Origin of the sequence: Streptococcus downei MFe28, assembly GCF_900459175.1 — a bacterium.
GTDB lineage: Bacteria > Bacillota > Bacilli > Lactobacillales > Streptococcaceae > Streptococcus > Streptococcus downei.
Genome location: NZ_UHFA01000002.1, coordinates 1,958,476 through 1,979,157, shown reverse-complemented (window position 1 = coordinate 1,979,157; position 20,682 = coordinate 1,958,476). Strand labels below are relative to the sequence as shown.

Annotated in this window: 17 protein-coding genes and 1 pseudogene; all 18 read left to right on the top strand. The window is 45.8% G+C overall.

From position 1 onward, the window contains the following. The first annotated feature begins 332 nt into the window (after window positions 1-332). On the top strand, window positions 333-1,019 hold the full coding sequence (rnc, locus tag DYE66_RS09450; RefSeq protein WP_115325143.1) for a ribonuclease III: 687 nt from the start codon (window positions 333-335) through the stop codon (window positions 1,017-1,019). 7 nt (window positions 1,020-1,026) lie between these two features. Continuing rightward, a complete protein-coding gene (gene smc, locus DYE66_RS09445) occupies window positions 1,027-4,566 on the top strand; it encodes a chromosome segregation protein SMC (protein WP_115325142.1) in 3,540 nt (1,179 codons plus the stop codon). A gap of 123 nt (window positions 4,567-4,689) precedes the next feature. Then, a complete protein-coding gene (locus DYE66_RS09440; RefSeq protein ID WP_002997021.1) occupies window positions 4,690-5,001 on the top strand; it encodes a PadR family transcriptional regulator in 312 nt (103 codons plus the stop codon). Window positions 5,002-5,018: 17 nt separating this feature from the next. Further along, a pseudogene (locus DYE66_RS09435) lies at window positions 5,019-5,366 on the top strand (DUF2812 domain-containing protein); the annotation flags it as partial. 518 nt (window positions 5,367-5,884) lie between these two features. Next, window positions 5,885-8,689 carry a phosphoenolpyruvate carboxylase gene (gene ppc, locus DYE66_RS09430; protein WP_002997150.1) on the top strand — a complete coding sequence of 935 codons (2,805 nt, stop codon included), beginning with the start codon at window positions 5,885-5,887 and terminating at the stop codon, window positions 8,687-8,689. 785 nt (window positions 8,690-9,474) lie between these two features. Further along, window positions 9,475-10,731, top strand: a complete 1,257-nt coding sequence (ftsW, locus tag DYE66_RS09425) for a cell division peptidoglycan polymerase FtsW (RefSeq protein ID WP_002996833.1) — start codon at window positions 9,475-9,477, stop codon at window positions 10,729-10,731. 629 nt (window positions 10,732-11,360) lie between these two features. Then, entirely contained in the window at window positions 11,361-12,557 is a 1,197-nt protein-coding gene (gene tuf, locus DYE66_RS09420; protein ID WP_002997278.1) for an elongation factor Tu, read from the top strand. Between the two features lie 118 nt (window positions 12,558-12,675). After that, on the top strand, window positions 12,676-13,920 hold the full coding sequence (locus tag DYE66_RS09415; protein ID WP_115325141.1) for a diaminopimelate decarboxylase: 1,245 nt from the start codon (window positions 12,676-12,678) through the stop codon (window positions 13,918-13,920). 654 nt (window positions 13,921-14,574) lie between these two features. Then, window positions 14,575-14,814 carry a YneF family protein gene (locus DYE66_RS09410; protein ID WP_002997119.1) on the top strand — a complete coding sequence of 80 codons (240 nt, stop codon included), beginning with the start codon at window positions 14,575-14,577 and terminating at the stop codon, window positions 14,812-14,814. 154 nt (window positions 14,815-14,968) lie between these two features. Beyond that, window positions 14,969-15,763 (top strand): glutamate racemase, encoded by a 795-nt coding sequence (gene racE, locus DYE66_RS09405; protein WP_002997375.1) that lies wholly within the window; start codon window positions 14,969-14,971, stop codon window positions 15,761-15,763. Continuing rightward, on the top strand, window positions 15,760-16,731 hold the full coding sequence (locus tag DYE66_RS09400; RefSeq protein WP_002997322.1) for a nucleoside-triphosphate diphosphatase: 972 nt from the start codon (window positions 15,760-15,762) through the stop codon (window positions 16,729-16,731). The genes racE and DYE66_RS09400 overlap by 4 nt, the downstream gene beginning before the upstream one ends. Then, window positions 16,710-17,231 carry a metallophosphoesterase gene (locus DYE66_RS09395; RefSeq protein ID WP_002996948.1) on the top strand — a complete coding sequence of 174 codons (522 nt, stop codon included), beginning with the start codon at window positions 16,710-16,712 and terminating at the stop codon, window positions 17,229-17,231. The genes DYE66_RS09400 and DYE66_RS09395 overlap by 22 nt, the downstream gene beginning before the upstream one ends. Continuing rightward, the gene (gene cbpB, locus DYE66_RS09390; RefSeq protein ID WP_002997126.1) at window positions 17,228-17,701 is read left to right on the top strand and encodes a cyclic-di-AMP-binding protein CbpB; all 474 of its coding nucleotides are present in this window, start codon (window positions 17,228-17,230) and stop codon (window positions 17,699-17,701) included. The genes DYE66_RS09395 and cbpB overlap by 4 nt, the downstream gene beginning before the upstream one ends. Then, window positions 17,676-18,437: a site-specific tyrosine recombinase XerD gene (gene xerD / locus DYE66_RS09385; RefSeq protein ID WP_002996824.1), complete on the top strand. Its 762-nt coding sequence runs from the start codon at window positions 17,676-17,678 to the stop codon at window positions 18,435-18,437. Before cbpB ends, xerD begins: the two co-directional genes overlap by 26 nt. Then, window positions 18,427-19,143 (top strand): segregation/condensation protein A, encoded by a 717-nt coding sequence (locus DYE66_RS09380; protein WP_002996821.1) that lies wholly within the window; start codon window positions 18,427-18,429, stop codon window positions 19,141-19,143. Before xerD ends, DYE66_RS09380 begins: the two co-directional genes overlap by 11 nt. After that, the gene (gene scpB / locus DYE66_RS09375; RefSeq protein ID WP_115325140.1) at window positions 19,143-19,697 is read left to right on the top strand and encodes an SMC-Scp complex subunit ScpB; all 555 of its coding nucleotides are present in this window, start codon (window positions 19,143-19,145) and stop codon (window positions 19,695-19,697) included. Before DYE66_RS09380 ends, scpB begins: the two co-directional genes overlap by 1 nt. 14 nt (window positions 19,698-19,711) lie before the next feature. Then, window positions 19,712-20,437, top strand: coding sequence for a pseudouridine synthase (locus DYE66_RS09370; RefSeq protein WP_002996969.1), 726 nt, complete (start codon window positions 19,712-19,714; stop codon window positions 20,435-20,437). Continuing rightward, complete coding sequence (gene yidD / locus DYE66_RS09365; RefSeq protein ID WP_115325139.1) at window positions 20,434-20,682, top strand: membrane protein insertion efficiency factor YidD; 249 nt, start codon at window positions 20,434-20,436, stop codon at window positions 20,680-20,682. Before DYE66_RS09370 ends, yidD begins: the two co-directional genes overlap by 4 nt.

The following is a 20,682-nucleotide window of genomic DNA, read 5'->3' as shown; positions in this document are numbered from 1 at the left end:
GGAGCCTAATGAATAGAAGAAATGCGAAATGAGTTAGGGACAAAAGTCCTTAACTCCTTACTTTTTACCATCAAACATCTTGACGTAGTGGTTGATTGGAAGTCCTTATCCCTTGCTAGGCAAGTGATAGCAGTCATCCTAATCAACTGTGCGGAGGCGGGACGGCAAAATCGATTTCATAGAAATCACGATTTTTGTCCCGCTCTCTTTTTTGATATAATAGGATGGTCTGTGAGAGCAGGCGAAATTTAACCGTCATTTCCTGAAGGTCGGTCTCACCGTCCGACTATTTTAGGATTGATTTATAAATTGATGAAAGGCTATATTTTGATATGCAAGCTTTAGAAGAAAAACTAAAGGCAGATTTTGGGATTGTTTTTAAGGACAAGTCTCTATTGGATACTGCCTTTACCCACACCTCTTATGCCAATGAGCATCGCCTCCTAAATATTTCACATAATGAGCGCTTGGAATTTTTAGGAGACGCCGTTCTGCAACTCTTGATTTCACGCTATCTCTTTGAGAAATTCCCTAAGAGGCCAGAAGGTGACCTGTCCAAGATGCGCTCCATGATTGTCCGGGAGGAGAGTCTGGCAGGCTTTTCCAAGGATTGTGACTTTGAGGCCTTTATCAAGCTAGGTAAGGGTGAGGAAAAAACTGGTGGTCGCGAGCGTGAAACTATCTTAGGAGACCTCTTTGAAGCCTTTTTGGGTGCCCTGGATTTGGATCAGGGGATTGAAGTGGTTGAAAAATTCCTCAATCAGGTCATGATTCCCAAGGTGGAAGTTGGTGACTATGAGCAGGTCAAGGACTATAAGACAGCCCTGCAGGAGAAATTGCAGGTCAAGGGTTCTGTGCAGATTAACTACAGGGTTATCAGTGAAACGGGTCCAGCCCACGATAAGCATTTTGAAGTGGTTGTCTCTGCCGATGGTAAGGACCTGAGTGGGGGTCAGGGAAAATCCAAAAAGTTGGCCGAACAGGCAGCAGCTAGAGCTGCGCTTGACCAACTAGGATGAGGTTGCTATGTTTCTAAAAGAGATTGAGATGCAGGGTTTCAAGTCTTTTGCGGACAAGACCCGAATTGAATTCGACCGAGGGGTGACAGCCGTTGTAGGCCCCAACGGTTCTGGTAAGTCCAATATTACTGAGAGTTTGCGCTGGGCCTTGGGAGAATCCTCAGCCAAGAGTCTTCGGGGAGGCAAGATGCCAGACGTCATCTTTGCTGGAACCCAGGACCGTAGCCCTCTGAATTTTTCCCAGGTGACGGTAGTCTTGGATAATACTGACAATTTTATCAAGGATAGTGGCGATGAAATTCGGGTTGAGCGCCATATCTATCGCAATGGGGACAGCGATTATCTGATTGATGGTAAGAAGGTTCGTCTGCGGGATATCCATGACCTCTTTATGGATACTGGTCTGGGACGGGATTCCTTCTCGATTATTTCCCAAGGTCGGGTTGAGGCCATCTTTAACAGTCGACCTGAGGAGAGACGGGCCATTTTTGAGGAGGCAGCAGGTGTCCTCAAGTATAAGACACGCAAGAAGGAAACCCAAGGGAAGCTGGACAAGACCCAGGACAACCTAGACCGGCTGGAAGATATTATTTATGAGCTGGACGGTCAGATTAAGCCCTTGGAGAAGCAAGCCAAGACGGCCAAGGAGTTCTTGACTTTGGATGAGGAACGCAAGTCCCTCAACCTCAACATTCTGGTTGAGGATATCAAGGCCTATCGGGCTGATTTGGATGAGAGCAACCGACAAATCGAATTGGCGAAGACTGATTTGAAGGACTACTATGCCCAAAGAAGTCGCCTGGAAAGTGATAATCAAAGGCTAAAGGAACGTCGCCAAAGCCTATCGCAAACCATGGATAGCCAACAGGCAGAATTGTTGGAAGTGACCCGACTGATTGCTGACTACCAAAGAAGAATCGAAGTCATTTCCTTGGAATCCAGTCAGAAGGCTGAAAAGAAGGCGGACGCTCAGGGGCGTTTGGCTGATTTGGAAGGGCAAAAGCAGGAGCTAGAAGAAGCCTTGGCGACTAAGCAGGAGCAACAGTCCCAACTGACTCAAAACCTAGCTGACTTGCGACAAAAAATTGCTGACCTGGAAAAGGAGCAGTCTCGTTTTTCCACTAATCCAGACCAAATTATCGAGAGCCTGCGGGAGGAATTTGTCGGCCTGATGCAAAAGGAAGCCGACCTCTCCAACCGCTTGACTGCTCTGCAGGCTGATATTGAGCAGGAAAAGACGGCTCAGGCTGAGCAATCTGCTGAGCGCCAGCAAGTTGAAAAGGACTTGGATCAGGCCAAGGAGAGGGCGCAGGAGGCCTTGGAAGAATTCCAGCTGGCCCAGGCAAAAGTAAAGGCTCTCCTTGAGGACTACCAGACTCAAGCTCAGGAGCTCAATCAGATTGAAGCCAACTACCGCCAAGAGCAAAGTCAGATGTTTGCCCTGCTGGACCAGATTAAGGAAAGGGAAGCTCGCCAGCGCAGTCTGGAAGCTATTCAGAAGAACCATTCGAATTTCTTCGCTGGGGTCAAGGCAGTTCTCCAAGAAGCTGATCGTCTGGGTGGTATTATCGGAGCGGTCTCTGAACATCTGACCTTTGAGCAGGATTATCAGACGGCCCTAGAGATTGCCTTGGGTGGTAGTAGTCAAAATATTATCGTTGAAGATGAAGCGGCAGCTAAACGAGGCATCGCCTTTCTTCGTCAGAATCGCTCAGGAAGGGCAACCTTCCTGCCTCTGACCACTATTAAACCGCGTCAGATGGCGCCCCATAATTTGGCTAAGATTGAGACCGCACCTGGCTTTCTGGGACTGGCTAGTGACTTGGTGACCTATGATGCCAAGTTGGCCAATATCTTTCAAAACCTGCTGGGCGTGACCGCTATCTTTGATAGTATTGACCATGCTAATCAGGCGGCCCGTGATGTCCGCTATCAGGTCCGCATGGTGAACTTGGACGGGACTGAGTTGCGGCCAGGTGGTTCCTTTTCAGGTGGGGCCAACCGCAATCGCAACACCACCTTTATCAAGCCAGAGTTAGACAGTCTGATTGCGGAAATCTCTGATTTGAAGGAAAAACTCAGCCAGCAAGAAGTTACTGTAGCTGGGCTCAAGACGGCCAGAACCCATGCCCAAGAAGAGTTAACCAACCTCAAAGAAGCAGGAGAAAATGCTCGTCTAGCTGAGCAGAAGGCCGAACTGGCCTATCAAAATCAGGCTGACCGCCTAGCTGATCTCAACCAAATCAAGGCGGGTTTCACAGCAGATAGGCTGGAAAATTCAGATGAAGACTTGTTGGCCCAAAAGGCTAAGGTCGAGTCTGGTCTAGCTGAGATTCAGCAACAAAAGGCCCGTGTTCAGGAGCAATTGGACCAAATCAAGGATGATAAGGATACCATTTCTGCCCAAGTGGCCAAGCTCAATGAAGAGCTTTCCCAAGCCCGTTTGAATGAGCGTGAACTGGCTGGTGAGGAACGTTTTGCTAAGAATGAAAGCAACCGCCTCAGCCTTGACTTGGCAGACTTGCGAGAGGAAATTTCCCAGCTGACCCAAGTCCTTTCCAGCCAAGCTAGCGACCTCTCTCAAGAAGAACTGCCCAAGCTGGCTAAGCATTTGGAAGAAGCGCAAAGTAAAAAATCTGACTTAGAAACCAGTCTGATTCGTCTGCGTTTTGAGGTGGAAGACTGTGATGGACAGTTGGAAGATATTGAAGAACAGGTTCAGGCCGCTGGCAAGCGTAATGAAGAATTGATTCGCTATCAGGCCTATCTGGAGGCTGAAATCGAAGGCCTATCTGATAAGTTGCGCGGTTTTGCTCGTCAACTGTCAGAAGACTACCAGATGAGCTTTGAACAGGCCAAGGAGCAGGCTCAAAGCGTCCCAGACCTACCAGCTGCCCGTCAGGGCTTGACTCGTCTCAATCGCCAGATTAAGGCCCTAGGTCCCATTAATCTGGATGCCATTGAGCAGTACGATGAGGTCAATCAGCGTCTGGAATTTCTCAACAGCCAGCGTTCCGATTTGGTGGAAGCCAAGGAACTTTTGCTTGAGACCATCACGGATATGGATGACGAGGTCAAATCTCGCTTCAAGACAACCTTTGAGGCCATTCGCGAGAGCTTCAAGGAGACCTTTGTTCAGATGTTTGGTGGCGGTTCGGCTGACCTGATTCTGACCGAAGGCGACCTGCTAAGTGCAGGGGTAGAAATTTCTGTTCAACCGCCTGGCAAGAAGATTCAATCCCTCAACCTCATGTCAGGGGGAGAAAAGGCCCTTTCAGCCTTGGCGCTGCTCTTTTCTATCATTCGGGTTAAGACCATTCCTTTTGTCATCCTAGATGAGGTGGAAGCGGCTCTGGATGAGGCTAATGTCAAACGTTTCGGGGACTACCTCAACCGCTTTGACAAGGCCAGCCAGTTTATCGTTGTCACCCACCGTAAGGGGACCATGGCGGCTGCCGATTCCATTTACGGTGTTACCATGCAGGAGTCCGGTGTCTCCAAAATCGTCTCCGTCAAACTCAAGGATGCCCAGGAGATGGTGGGATAGGACTAATAATACCTTGAAAATAAAAATGCCGACTAAGGCATTTTTATTATACAGTTGACATATATAGTATAACTGTATATAATAAAATTATAAAGTTCAACTGTATATTAGAAAGGGGAAGCGATGAAACGTAATAAACATTTGCCTCTGACAGAGACGACCTATTACATTCTTTTAGCTCTCTTGGAACCAGGGCATGGTTACGTCATCATGCAGCGGGTAGAAGATCTAAGCGACGGTGATGTTAGAATCGCTGCCGGGACCATGTATGGAGCTATTGAAAATCTGCTCAAACTTAGGTGGATTAAGTCCATACCAAGTAATGACAAACGTCGGAAGGTTTACGCTCTAACGGATAAGGGCCAAGAAATTTTGATGTTGGAGACTGGGCGAATAAGGAAGCTTGAACGTTTGGCTCAGAATCTGGGGATTTAAACCGAGGAGGTAAGAAGATGAAAAAATGGAAATTGTTTTTCAGTGATATTGAAAAACTAGAAAACTGGATTAATGGTATCCAGCTGGAAGGTTACCGATTAAGAGAAGCGGGCAAGTATTTTCCAGTCTATTACTTTGTCGAATCATTAAGTGAGCCGGCACCAATGCGGATTGATTTTATAAACTACAAGTCTCGTGGAGAATTTTCTAATTACCTAGCTCTGTTTGAAGATAGTGGTTGGGAACATCTGTCAGGTAGTCGTTGGAGTGGCTTTCAATATTTTCAAAAGTTAGACTCCAAGGGAGAAGATGATATTTTTTCTGATCAAACGTCGAAAAAAGCAAGAAAAAAACGTTATTTTAATTATAGGGCACCTCTAAATACTCAATAAAATTGCGATTTTGTCGTTACAATTGTTGCTAAATCAACACTTTAATTTAAAAGTTTGGGGTTTTTAGAGGTGCCCTATAGTTTGTTCTCCGGTTTACTTTTTATCTTATACCTAGTAACTATTTGGACCAATAGTAATAGTCAAGATATCTGGGTCTTTAGAGTAGGAATTTGGTAGAAAAATGGTTTTGCTATGAACCTTGTTATTATTATCCTTTTGCTGTATTATCTATTGCCCAGTCTCCTCTTACTAATTTCTGCTATCTACTATCTTATTTCTAGTGTCAAGATTTCTAAGAGCTTATAGAGGTAAAAGAGTTATGGCTTTTTGGACTATCCTTTCTAATTCCCGAACGCTTGGTTTATTTTTCTATAATTTCTTTAGTTTTAAGTGTAAAAGTGGTATGATAGTCTGGAATTAACTAGTGTGAGCCGAACATAAACTGGCTTCACTGGTAATGAAGGACATCATGTCAAAATGGAGGGATTTGCGTGACCATTAAAAAACTTGAGGCTGGCAGTGACCAGACGATTATTACCGAAGAAGTCCAGCTGTTGAGGGATATTCTTGATGATACTACTCGGCAGATGATTGGCGATAAGGCCTTTGCTAAGATTGAGGCCCTGATTGACCTGTCCAGCAAGGAAGATTACGGGGAGCTGGAAAAACTGATTCACAGCATCTCTAATGACGATATGGTCGTCATCTCCCGTTACTTTTCACTCTTGCCACTCCTCATTAACATCTCCGAAGATGTGGACTTGGCTTTTCTGGTCAATAAGGAAAATAATACCGATAAGGATTATCTGGGTAAAATTTCAACGACTATTGATTTGGTGGCTGAAAAGGACAATGCTCAAGAAATTCTCCAGCAGGTCAATGTGGTCCCTGTCTTGACCGCCCATCCAACCCAAGTGCAACGCAAGACCATGTTGGAACTCAATACCAAGATTCACGAGCTCCTGCGTAAACATCGGGATGTCAAGCTGGGCTTGATTAATGGGGACAAGTGGCGGGCTGACCTGCGGCGCTACATCGAAATCATGATGCAGACCGACATTATCCGCGAGCAAAAACTCAAAGTAACCAACGAAATCACCAATGTCATGGAGTATTACAATAGCTCCTTGATTAAGGCCATCACCAACCTTTCTACCGAGTATCAACGCTTGGCAGCTGAACGAGGAATTCAACTGGATAATCCGAAGCCTATTACTATGGGGATGTGGATTGGGGGCGACCGTGATGGTAATCCTTATGTAACGGCAGAGACCCTGAGGATTTCAGCGACTGTTCAGAGCGAAGTTATCCTCAATTACTATATTGAAAAGCTCAACGATCTCTATCGTTCCTTTTCTCTATCTACAAACTTGGTCAAGGTGTCGCCTGCCGTTGAAGCTTTAGCCCAAGCCTCTAGTGACACCTCTGTTTACCGGGAAAATGAACCCTACCGTAAGGCCTTCAATTATATCCAGTCCAAGGTCATCCAGACGCTTCTCAACCTCCGCCTTCATGGCAGTCAAGAGGTCAAAGATAAGGCAACTAAGTTCACTAGCCCAAGCAACAGCATTGTCGCTAATTATATCCAAAACCGGTTTTCACAGGCTGTTTCAGAACTCGAGGACGAACGTCCGCTTCATTATCAGACCGCTCAAGAACTCAAGGCTGATTTATTGGCTATCAAGGAATCCTTAGAGCTCAATGGCGAGGAAGCTCTCTTGACAGGCGATTTTGAAGAACTCCTGCAAGCTGTTGAGGTCTTTGGTTTCTACCTGGCTAGTATTGATATGCGGCAGGATTCTAGTGTTCAGGAAGCCTGTGTGGCTGAGTTGCTCAAGTCTGCTAATATTGTTGAGGATTACAGCAGTCTCTCCGAAGAAGAGAAGTGCCAGGTCCTGCTTAAGGAATTGTTGGAGGATCCACGAAATCTGTCTGCTACCCATGCGCAAAAATCCGATCTCCTGCAAAAGGAACTGGCCATCTACCAAACGGCTCGTGAAATGAAGGACTTGCTGGGAGAAGAGGTTATCAAACAGCACATCATCTCCCATACCGAGTCGGTTTCGGATATGTTTGAGCTGGCTATTATGCTCAAGGAAGTCGGCCTGATTGATAAGGATTCTGCCCGTGTGCAAATTGTTCCCCTCTTTGAAACGATTGAGGACTTGGACAACTCGACAGGTATCGTGGAAGAATACCTGAGCTACGACATTGTTAAAAAATGGGTAGCCTCTAAAGATAACTATCAAGAAATCATGTTGGGTTACTCCGATTCCAACAAGGACGGAGGCTATCTGGCTTCTGGCTGGACCCTCTACAAGGCTCAAAATGCCCTGACAAAATTAGGTCAGGACCATGGTATCAAGATTACCTTCTTCCACGGGCGTGGGGGAACGGTTGGTCGTGGTGGTGGCCCATCTTATGAGGCTATCACCTCTCAGCCATTTGGTTCCATCAAGGATCGCATTCGCTTGACCGAACAGGGGGAAGTCATCGGCTTTAAGTACGGCAACAAGGATGCTGCCTACTATAATCTGGAAATGCTGGTGTCGGCAGCCGTCAACCGTATGGTTAACCATCAGTTGGCAGACCCCAATGAGATTGAGGGCTTCCGAGCTGATATGGATGGGATTGTAGCAGACTCCAACCTTATCTACCGTGACCTAGTCTTTGGCAATCCTCATTTCTACGATTACTTCTTTGAAGCTAGCCCTATTAAGGAAGTTTCCAGTCTCAATCTGGGATCTCGTCCTGCAGCTCGCAAGACTATTACTGAAATTTCTGGTCTTCGGGCCATCCCTTGGGTCTTCTCCTGGTCACAAAATCGGATTATGTTCCCAGGTTGGTACGGGGTTGGTTCAGCCTTTAAACATTTCATTGATGCCAAGGAGGGCAATTTGGCCAAATTACAGCATATGTACCAGACTTGGCCTTTCTTCAACTCCCTCCTATCCAATGTCGACATGGTTTTGTCCAAGTCCAATATGAATATTGCCTTCCAGTATGCCCAATTAGCAGAAGAAGCAGAAGTGCGCGATGTCTTCAATATCATCTTAGATGAGTGGCAGTTGACCAAGGAAGTCATCTTGGCTATTGAAGGTCAGGTTGATTTCTTGGCCGAAAGTCCAGCCCTAAAATCCAGCTTGGACTACCGTCTTCCTTATTTCAATGTCCTCAACTATATCCAAATTGAATTGATTAAACGCCTGCGCCATGAAGGCCTAGATGAAGATACGGTCAAACTGATCCACATCACCATCAACGGTATCGCCACAGGTCTGCGCAACTCAGGCTGATACTTAAAAAATAGCTTTGATGTCAACGCAAGTGGCTAACTGATAATCAAGCACTAAAAATCTGACCCCAAGGTCGGATTTTTCTATAGCTCTTAATGAAGCTAGCCAAAATGGCGAAGCTGAATTTAGAGCTATTGATGCAGTTTGAGCGACAGCGAGAACTAGGTACCGCAATTTCTTAGCGATACGAGGCAAGAATGTCGAAGTAAAGCTTAGGCACATTGACCCAGTTCGAGCATGGCGAGGTTCCGACAAAACTAATACTCAATGAAAATCGAATTAGCCGAGGCAAGGAGCAATGACATCAAGTCACTAAAGTGACTGATGTCGAACGGCAATCTCCATAGCGATTGCCTAGCTCCCTCACTAACCTCACAAAGTTGGTGAATCGACCAACTTTGCTCCGCGTCGCACGAACCGAAGACAGCTCAAAAGGTCTGGGAGACCTTTTGAGGTTGGAAATAGGGGAAACTTCGGTTTCCTCAGTAAGTACGGCAAGGTGAGTTAACGACGCGACACGAGGTATAAGCTGTCGTTGCCACAGTTTATACAGAGTTAGCTAGGGATATAGAAAACTACAATCGCAGTTTTTGTAGTCACTCTAATAAGAAATCATAGAGTGACTTTATCCGTGGGAAAATTTTAATTTTCGAAGAGTATAAGAGTTAGACGCCTTCTGCATTTCTGGAGAAGGGTCGGACTTGGCAGGTAGGGTCCTGCCTTTAACTTTGTCTCCAAACATGATATACTCTTAGACATATGATTTGTTAAGTATTGGAGCATTCATGAAGATAGATAAAAAGCACTTGCTGAATTATTCCATATTAATTCCTTATTTGGTGCTATCTGTGATTGGCTTGATTGTGGTTTATTCAACAACCAGCGTCTCCTTGATAAAATTTGGCTTGAATCCCTTCAAGTCGGTCATTAACCAAGGAGCTTTCTGGCTGGTTAGCCTAGTAGCTATCACCTTTATATACCGATTAAAATTAAACTTTTTAAAGAATAAGCATGTCCTGACGGCGGCCCTTTTGGTCGAGGTTGTCCTCTTGATTTTTGCAAAATTTTTCTCAGAAGAAATCAATGGGGCCAATGGTTGGATTTCCTTGGGACCCATCACCTTCCAGCCTGCTGAGTACCTCAAACTTATCATGGTCTGGCTTCTGGCCTTCACTTTTTCAAGACGGCAGGCGGACATTGAAACCTATGACTATCAAGCCCTAACGAGGCGGCGCTGGTTTCCGAGAAGTCTAGATGACCTAAAGGACTGGCGAGTCTATTCCTTGATTATGATAGGTCTGGTTGTCATCCAGCCCGACTTGGGGAATGCTTCCATCATTGTCCTGTCTGGGCTGATTATGTTTGCCCTTAGTGGCATTGGCTATCGTTGGTATACCTCCCTGATGGCCTTTGTCGTTGGGGTCTCTGCAATCTTTCTGAGCATCATTGGTGTCGTTGGGGTTCAGACCATGTCCAAAGTCCCAGTCTTTGGTTATGTTGCCAAGCGTTTTGCGGCATTCTATAATCCCTTTAAAGACCTCGCGGACTCAGGCCTGCAGCTGGCTCATTCCTACTATGCCATGTCTAATGGTGGCTGGTTGGGTCGCGGCTTGGGAAATTCCATTGAAAAGAATGGCTACCTGCCTGAGGCAACGACAGACTTTGTCTTTTCCATTGTCATTGAAGAGTTAGGTTTCATCGGGGCTGGATTGATTCTAGCTCTGGTCTTCTTCCTGATTTTGCGAATTATGCTGGTCGGGATTAAGGCTAAGAATCCTTTTAACGCCATGATGGCTCTAGGGATTGGTGGCATGCTTCTTATGCAGGTCTTCGTCAATATCGGTGGGATTTCGGGCCTCATCCCCTCAACAGGAGTTACCTTCCCCTTCCTCTCTCAAGGGGGAAACAGCCTCTTGCTTCTGTCTGTAGCAGTTGGTATCGTCTTAAATATTGATGCCAATGAAAAACGCGAAGAGATTTATCAAGAGGCAACCGAAGAGATTCATCGAGCCCAAACGCAGGAATTTAAAGTTATTAGTTAAAGTCGAACGAGTGTTCGGCTTTATTTCTCTCCTATTTATTGCTGTCCCCTTGTAAGTTAATTTGGTTTATACTCTTCGAAAATCAAAACTATCCGTCGTTAACTCACTTTGCCGTACTTCAGTACTGCCTGCAGTTCGTTGCCTTGGCCAATTTTGATTTTCATTGAGTATTAGTAGTCTTTGAAGTTCAATCAGAAATCGTTACTGACATCCCTTTGACCACATATGGGAAAAAGGATAAGATCTTTTTACTAAGGAAAATGATACTTTCGCCAAAGTGGAATTATTAGCAACAAGGTAGTAGTTGCTAATAACGGAAATTTTGAGACCAAGGCTCAAAATTTAGCAATGAAACTCTGTAAGGAGTTTGCTTGCGTCCGCACTTATTAAGCAAGTATCAAAAGTACTTGCTTAGATTTTAATCGAGTATTAACTTTTTCCCAGTTTTCTAGCAAATGATAAGGCGGTCAAATCGGCGTCACTAGTAAGGAAAGCGCACAAAAGAAATTAGCTAAATCAACGTAAAAAGCTTGCATTTCTAGAACAATTTGTTAGAATAGTAGGGTAAAGTTAGACTGTATTGCCTACCGTCTATCTATAAAATATATTTTATTGGAGGCTTTTCCTAAATGGCAAAAGAAAAATACGATCGTAGTAAACCACACGTTAACATTGGTACTATCGGACACGTTGACCATGGTAAAACTACCTTGACAGCAGCTATCACTACTGTATTGGCACGTCGCTTGCCTTCAGCAGTTAACCAACCAAAAGATTACTCATCTATTGATGCTGCTCCAGAAGAACGCGAACGCGGAATCACAATCAACACTGCACACGTTGAATATGAAACTGAAAAACGTCACTATGCTCACATCGACGCTCCAGGACACGCGGACTATGTTAAAAACATGATTACCGGTGCCGCTCAAATGGATGGAGCTATCCTTGTAGTAGCTTCTACTGATGGACCAATGCCACAAACTCGTGAACACATCTTGCTTTCACGTCAGGTTGGTGTTAAGAACCTTATCGTCTTCATGAACAAGGTTGACTTGGTTGACGATGAAGAATTGCTTGAATTGGTTGAAATGGAAATCCGTGACCTGCTTTCAGAATACGATTTCCCAGGTGATGATATCCCTGTTGTTCAAGGTTCAGCTCTTAAGGCTCTTGAAGGTGATACAGCTGCCGAAGACAAGATCATGGAATTGATGGACATCGTTGATGACTACATTCCAGAACCAAAACGTGATACTGATAAGCCTTTGCTTCTTCCAGTCGAAGATGTATTCTCAATCACTGGACGTGGTACTGTAGCTTCAGGACGTATCGACCGTGGTACTGTTAAGGTCAACGACGAAGTTGAAATCGTTGGTATCAAGGACGAAATCCAAAAAGCAGTTGTTACCGGAGTTGAAATGTTCCGTAAACAATTGGACGAAGGTCTTGCAGGGGATAACGTTGGTGTGCTTCTTCGTGGTATCCAACGTGATGAAATCGAACGTGGTCAAGTGTTGGCTGCGCCTGGTTCGATTCACCCACACACTAAGTTTAAAGGTGAAGTTTACATCCTTTCTAAAGAAGAAGGTGGACGTCATACTCCATTCTTTAACAACTACCGTCCACAGTTCTACTTCCGTACAACTGACGTAACTGGTTCAATCGAATTGCCAGCGGGTACTGAAATGGTTATGCCTGGTGATAACGTTACTATCGACGTTGAATTGATCCACCCAATTGCTGTTGAACAAGGTACTACCTTCTCTATCCGTGAAGGTGGACGTACTGTTGGTTCAGGTATCGTTTCAGAAATCGAAGCTTAAGTCAATTAAGTTCCCAAAAACGATTAAAAGTCAGACAAATGAGAAAGCTAGTAGCCCTTGGTTACTGGCTTTTTCTATGCTATAATGGACTAAATACTTTTGAGGAGCCCTTGTTTATATGAAAACACCCTTTGTTAGTAAAGAGCAATTAGACCAGATTACAAAAGAATTTCCGACCCCCTTTCATCTCTATGATGAAAAAGGAATTCGGGAAACGGCTAGAGCTGTCAATCAGGCCTTTTCTTGGAATCCAGGTTTCAAGGAGTATTTTGCCGTTAAGGCAACCCCTAATCCATCTATCTTAAAAATTCTCCAAGAGGAAGGCTGTGGTGTCGATTGTGCCACCGATGTTGAAGTCATGATGGCCAAGAAGCTGGATTTCAAGGATATCAGCTTCACTTCCAACGATACGAGGGCTGAGGAATTCGTTTATGCCAGAGAAGTTGGCGCCATGATTAATTTGGATGCCTATGAGCATATTGCCTTTCTGGAAGAAGTGGCAGGCCTTCCTGAGACGGTTTCCCTTCGCTACAATCCCGGTGGGGTCTTCTCGCTGGGGACAGATATTATGGACCATCCCGAGGAATCCAAGTTCGGGATGACCAAGGCACAATTACTGCAGGGCTACAAGGACCTCAAGGCCAAGGGGGTTAAGCAGTTCGGACTCCATGCTTTTTTGGCTTCGAATACGGTAACCAATAATTATTATCCGACCCTGGCCGGTCAGCTCTTTGAATTGGCCCTAGAAATTAGGGAGGAAACGGGAGTCGAGCTCAATTTTATCAATCTTTCTGGCGGTATCGGGATTGACTACAGCCCAGCTGACAAGCAGAATGATATTGCTGTCATCGGTCAAGGGGTTCACGAGAAGTTTGACCAAATTCTTGTGCCGAATGGCTTGGGACAGATTAAGATTTTTACTGAGCTAGGTCGCTTTATGCTGGCTCCGCACGGTCATCTAGTGACCAAGGTCCTTCACCTCAAGGATACCTATCGCCATTATGTCGGCGTTGACGCTTCGGCCGTCAACCTACTTCGTCCAGCCATGTATGATGCCTATCACCATATCACCAATATCTCAAATCCCGATGGACCGATTCAGGTGGTTGATGTGACCGGTTCTCTCTGTGAGAACAACGATAAGTTTGCTAAAAATCGTGAATTGTCTGAGCCCAGAGTCGGCGATACCCTTGTCATTCATGATACAGGTGCTCACGGCTTCTCCATGGGCTACCAATACAATGCTCGCCTGCGCTCAGCAGAAGTTCTCCTGCAAGAAGACGGCAGTGCCAAACTCATCCGCCGAGCCGAAAAACCAGGGGACTATTTTGCCACCCTCTATGGATTTGGATTGGAAGAATAAATCACCAGCATAACCTACACTTGGGACTGTTGTCTCAGGTGTTTTTGATTGGCGTTCTTATCAAGTGCCGAAGGCGCTTAGATAACTATCTAAAGTTGCGACATGAAGCATGGCTAGTCAATAATACTAGCCATGCGGAATTAGTGAGGGGCATAAAAAACTTCTCTAGAAGTTTTTGTAGTATCTCTTAGAAAATAGGATTAGAGATACTTTGCCCGTTGCGACGGCTCACTTAGTTGGTCGATGATAGCAACTCAATCATGCTAGTAAGTGACATAGAGAATTGCCTTAGCAATTCTCGTAGCAGGTCTAAAGAAAGTAAGTTAGACCTGCTTTGTCTGTTGTGACACGAAGTCAAACCAGTCGATAATACTGGTTTGACGTAGTTAGTAAGGCAGGTAGCCAAATCACCAAAAGTGATTGGCGTTAGTTATCAAGTGCCAAAGGCCCTTAGATAACTTTCCGAGGTTGCGACACGGAGATAAACCAGTCGATAATACTGTTTTATCGAAGTTAGTAAGTGACATAGAATTCTGCCCTAGCAGAATTCATAGTCGCTCTGGAAGGAAAGGATAGAGCGACTTTGTCAATTGTTTTTACTGCCCTTTTCTGCTATAATCAATTATGTAAAAAATTACTAGGAGTTATTAAAACATGGCACTTTGGTTAGCTATTTTATTGATTGCTGTTGCCCTGATGGGTGGAGTTCTTTTAGGGGCTTATATTGCTCGTCGGCAATTTACAAAGGAAATTGCGGAATACCCTCGTTTGACCCCTGATGCGATTCGGGAAATGATGTCTTCTATGGGGCAAAAGCCTAATGAAGCTAAGATTCAACAAACCTATCGCAATATCATCAAGCAATCAAAAGCGCAAGCAGGCAAGAAAAAATAAGCAAAGAAAAGAGGAAGCTGGGACAGAAGTCCTCAGCTTCGTATTTTTGTCGCTTGAAAACTGCGATTTTTGCGACTGAGAGAGTAGGAGTAAGAGGAAGTCAATTAGCCAGGCTGAGGATTTTCCTAAACTCCTTTATTTAAGGAAGTGAGCAATGGATAATAGACCAATTGGCTTTTTGGATTCTGGTGTCGGTGGTTTAACGGTTGTCCGTGAACTCATGCGACAACTTCCTCATGAGGAAATTGTTTATATTGGGGATTCGGCTAGGGCTCCTTATGGTCCTAGGCCAGCCCAGCAGATTCGCGATTACACTTGGCAGCTGGTCAATTTCCTTTTGACCAAGGATGTCAAGATGATTGTCATTGCCTGCAATACAGCGACCGCTGTAGTCTGGGAGGAAATTAAGGAGAAGCTAGATATTCCTGTGCTGGGCGTGGTTTTGCCAGGTTCTAGTGCCGCCATCAAGTCAACAAGTTCTGGCAAGATTGGTGTCATTGGGACCCCCATGACAGTTAAGTCCGACATCTATCGGGAAAAAATCGTTGATTTGGCTCCCCAGATGCAGGTAACCAGCTTGGCTTGTCCCCGCTTTGCCCCTCTGGTGGAGTCCAACCAGATGACCTCTAGTGTCGCTAAAAAGGTGGTCTATGAGAGCCTGGCTCCCCTAGTTGGCAAGGTGGATACCTTGATATTGGGCTGTACCCATTATCCCCTCTTGCGAGGGATTATTCAAAATGTCATGGGGCCATCGGTTAAGCTGATTGATAGTGGGGCTGAGACCATTCGGGATGTCTCAGTCTTGCTCAATTATTTCCAACTCAATCGTAGCCGTGAGGTTGCGACTAGCCAGCATCGTTTCTATACAACAGCTGGTGTTGAGAGTTTTAAGGAAATTGCCGAGACTTGGCTGGGTCAGGATTTAAATGTGGAGCATGTTAAGCTATGACAGATAAAATTTATGAATACAAGGACGACCAAGATTGGTTTGTCGGTAAGTGGAGCGATTTTTCCCGTATCTATCAATTAGGTGGCGCAGGAGATTTCTCAAAGATTGAGCAGGAAGTCGCAAGTCTTATTCCTGAGCAGCAGGGTCTTGATATTGTAATTATGCGTTATTCTTCGGATTTTCGCTTGCTAGCCTTTATAGTGGATGTGATTAATGAGACCTTGGGGCGCCAGTTAGACATCAAGCAGCACAAGGGGGCTACCATCCTAAGTGAAGGTCAGCAACTAAGACTAGTTCACCTGCCTGAGCAGGGTCTCCCCCTGGCGGATTTCTTTTCAGAGAGCTCTCAAGTGGGCTTTGGTGATAAGATTCTTATTGCCACCCGCAATGAGGGCAAGACCAAGGAATTTCGGCAGATGTTTGAAAAATTAGGCTTGACGGTTGAAAATCTTAATGACCATCCCGACCTACCAGAAGTGGAGGAAACAGGGACGACCTTTGAAGAAAATGCTAGGCTCAAGGCTGAAACCATCGCAAAATTGACGGGGCAAATGGTCTTGGCTGATGACTCGGGCCTCAAGGTCGATGCTCTAGGCGGTTTGCCTGGAGTCTGGTCGGCTCGTTTTGCAGGCCCAGATGCGGATGATGACAAGAACAATGCCAAGCTCCTACACGAGTTGGCCATGGTTTTTGACGAAAAGGACCGCTCGGCCCAATTCCACACGACCCTAGTCGTGGCAGCTCCTGGGCGCCAGAGCCTGGTGGTTGAAGCCGATTGGCCGGGTTATATCGGATTTGAAGCCAAGGGAGACAATGGTTTCGGCTATGATCCCCTCTTTCTTGTTGGTGAGACCGGCCGAAGTGCTGCCCAATTGATAGCGGAAGAAAAGAATGCTCAGTCTCATCGAGGTCTGGCCGTTGCGAAGTTGATGGAGGTATTTCCAGCATGGCAAAAAGAACAATCATAGTGATGAGCGATTCCCATGGGGATCGAGATATTATCCAAACCATTAAAGACCACTATCAAGGAAAGGTCGATGCCATTTTCCACAATGGCGACTCCGAGCTCCCTTCAAATGACCCTATTTGGGAAGGGATTAAGGTTGTCAGGGGGAACTGTGACTATGACAATGGTTACCCAGAATCCTTGGTCACTCATCTGGGTGATGCTATTATTGCCCAGACCCATGGCCATCTTTACGGTATTAATTTTACTTGGGAACGACTGGACCTTTGGGCCCAATCTGAAGATGCCGATATCTGTCTCTATGGTCATCTGCACCGGGCAAGTGCCTGGCGCAATGGTAAAACTGTTTTTATCAATCCAGGCTCGGTTCTCCAACCTCGTGGTGAAATCATGGAAAAACTCTATGCCAAGATTGACATTTCAGAAACGACTATTAAGGTGGACTACTACAGGCGTGACCACCAACTCTATCCAAGTTTAAGTCAGGAATTTGAACGATGATTGCTAAAGAATTTGAAGATTACCTCCAGCCTTTTGTCCCAGACTATCTTACACCTGCTGAGGAGCTTGCTCTGGTTATGTCTAATCACAAGGCAGGGCATGTTATGCTCCTTTTGACCAGGAATGGCTATTCGAGAATACCTGTCATGTCAACAGATAAACGCTATATGGGGACGATTTCCATGGCGGATATTCTGGCCTACCAGGCTAAGGAAGGCCTGTCAGAAAAAGATTTGATGGAGCTTGAGATTATCGAGATGCTCAATCATAAGATTGAAATTTTGACAGATGAAGCAGATTTAACAGAGATTTTGCATAAGATTGTCGATTTTCCTTTTTTACCTGTGATTGATGGCCAGGGAATTTTTCTGGGTATTATCACCCGTAAGAAGGTTCTCAAATCTATCAATAGCCTACTGCACAATTTTACCCAGGAGTATAGAATTGAACCAGTTGACCCAGAGTCTTAAGGACTTTATCGCCAGCAAAGATTTGTCGGAGAATTCTCGCAAATCCTATAGCTACGATTTGCAGCAGTTTGCTAGGCAGGTAGATGGCCAGATTTCTCCGAGTAAAATCAAGCTTTACCAGCAATCGCTGGTGGAGCTCAAGCCCTCAGCCCGCAAACGCAAGCTTTCTGCTGTCAATCAATTTCTCCTCTATCTTTATGAAGAGGGGCAGGTGGACAGCTATCACCGCTTGAAAAGTCATGAAAAGGTCAGGATAGAGGCCAAACAGCAAGAAATTCTGAATCTGACCTCTTTTGTGCAGGCAGACTCCAGCCCTGGCAAGTGGATTGCCCTCTTGATTTTGGAACTGGGTCTAACGCCCAGTGAGATTGCCCGGATTAAGCAGGCTGACTTGGATTTGGAATTTCAGGTGATTCGTCTGCAAAAGTCTGACCAGGTGAGGATTCTGCCTCTGCCTGAGGTGCTTTTAGCTTGGCTGAGACAGACTAGCTCTGATAGATTAAAAGAGACCTATCTCTTTGATAAGAAGGGGCAACCTTATTCTCGGCAGTGGTTTTTCAACCAACTCAATAGCTTTTTGAAGCAAGTCGGTTTTTCTGATTTGACCGCCCAGAAATTGCGAGAGCAATACATTTTAAGAGAGGTACAAAAGGGCACCTCACTCTTTGATTTAATGAAAAAATTGGGCCTCAAGAGCCCACTAACCTTGGAACCCTATTACAAGAATGGATATTAAACTAAAAGATTTTGAAGGACCGCTGGACTTGCTCTTGCACCTAGTTTCTAAATACGAAATGGATATTTATGATGTGCCCATCGTTGAGGTCATCGAGCAGTATCTGGCCTATATCTCCACCCTGCAGGCCATGCGCTTAGAAGTGGCTGGCGAATATATGGTCATGGCCAGCCAGCTCATGCTGATAAAGAGTCGTAAGCTCCTGCCTAAGGTGGTGGATAAAACGCCTTTGGAAGAAGACCCAGAGCAGGAATTGCTCAGCCAGTTGGAAGAGTACCAGCGCTACAAAGAGCTCAGCAAGGAATTGGCGGCCCAGCATGAGGCCAGGGCCCAGTATTTCTCCAAGCCCAAGCAAGAGCTAATTTATGAGGATGCTCAATTGTCCCACGACAAAACGCCCCTGGACCTCTATCTGGCCTTTTCTAAGGTCATGTCAGCCAAGCAAGAAGAAATCAAAAATAGCCATACCACTATTGAGCGTGATGACTACAAGATTGAGGATATGATGGAGCTGGTCTCCTCCCGACTTTCGGGTCACAAGTCTGTCCAGCTGGGAGAAATCTTCTCGGAAGCTCAGTCCATGAATGAGCTTATCACCATCTTTTTGGCCACCCTTGAATTGATTAAGGTTGGTCGGGTCAGAGCTCAGCAAACAGAGAACTTTGGCCAAGTCACTTTGACGGCCCTAGAAGGAGAGCAGATTTAATGTCTTACTTAGCCCAAATTGAAGCCCTGCTCTTCGTGGCAGGAGAAGATGGCCTCAGCCAGCGCAATCTGGCTAGTCTTCTGGATATTTCCGTCACAGCTGTCGCTCAGCAGTTGGAAAAGCTGGCAGAGAAATACAGCTCGGATCAAGACTGTGCCCTCAGCCTCCTAGAGTCTTCCAATACCTACAAGATTGTGACCAAGGAGGGACATGCTGAGCTCCTGCGCCAGTATGCCAAGGCTCCTATCAATCAGAGCCTGTCGCGGGCCAGTTTGGAAGTTCTCTCCATCGTGGCCTACAAGCAGCCCATTACTCGGGTCGAGGTTGATAGCATCCGCGGGGTTAATTCCAGCGGAGCTATTTCCAAGTTGCAGGCCTTTAGCCTCATCCAGGAAGTCGGCAAGAAGGAAGTCATCGGCCGGCCCAACCTCTATGCGACCACCGATTATTTCTTGGACTATATGGGTATCAATAGCCTAGATGAGCTGGTGGATGCCTCAAGCATTGAGCTGGTTGACCAAGAAATGACCCTCTTTAGTGAGGATGATATTTAAAAAGAAAGAAAACCATGAGAATTAACAAATACATTGCCCATGCTGGTCTAGCCAGTCGGCGTAAAGCAGAAGAGCTGATTAAACAAGGCCTGGTGACCATCAATGGTCAAGTGGTGACTGAGTTGGCGACCACCGTAAAAAATGGTGACCGAGTCGAGGTGTCCGGTCAACCCATCTACAATGAAGAGAAGGTCTACTACCTTCTTAACAAGCCTCGGGGCGTGATTTCTAGTGTTTCTGATGACAAGGGTAGAAAGACCGTCCTTGACCTCCTGCCTGATGTTAAGGAGCGGATTTATCCGGTCGGTCGGCTGGACTGGGATACGACTGGGGTCTTGATTTTAACCAATGATGGGGACTTTACTGATGAGATGATTCATCCCCGCAATGAGATTGACAAGGTCTATCTGGCCCGTCTCAAGGGTTTGGCCACCAAGGAAAACCTGCGACCTCTGACTCGGGGTGTTGTCATTGATGGCAAGAAAACAGGCCCAGCCCGCTATAAAATTATCAAGGTTGAGCCCGATAAGAATCGCTCGCTTGTCGAGTTGACCATTCACGAGGGTCGCAACCATCAGGTCAAGAATATGTTTCAAGCCGTCGGTCTCTTGGTGGATAAGCTCTCACGCACCCAGTTTGGGACCCTCAATCTTCGTGGTCTCCAACCAGGGGAATCCCGTCGCTTGAGCAAGAAGGAAGTCAGCCAGCTCCACAATGCAGCTGTGACCAAGCACCAATGAAAAAGCTCCTGATTGCCCCAGTCCGGCTCTACCAGAAATTGATTTCACCTTTGACGCCAGCATCCTGTCGTTACCAGCCAAGCTGTTCTAATTATATGATCCAGGCCATCGAAAAGCACGGCCTAGCAGGAGTTCTGATGGGAATAGCTCGCATCCTACGCTGTCACCCCTTCGCCCAAGGCGGTACCGACCCCGTCCCCGACTATTTTTCTTTAAAGCAAAACCACGAACCCAAGTCGAAGTAG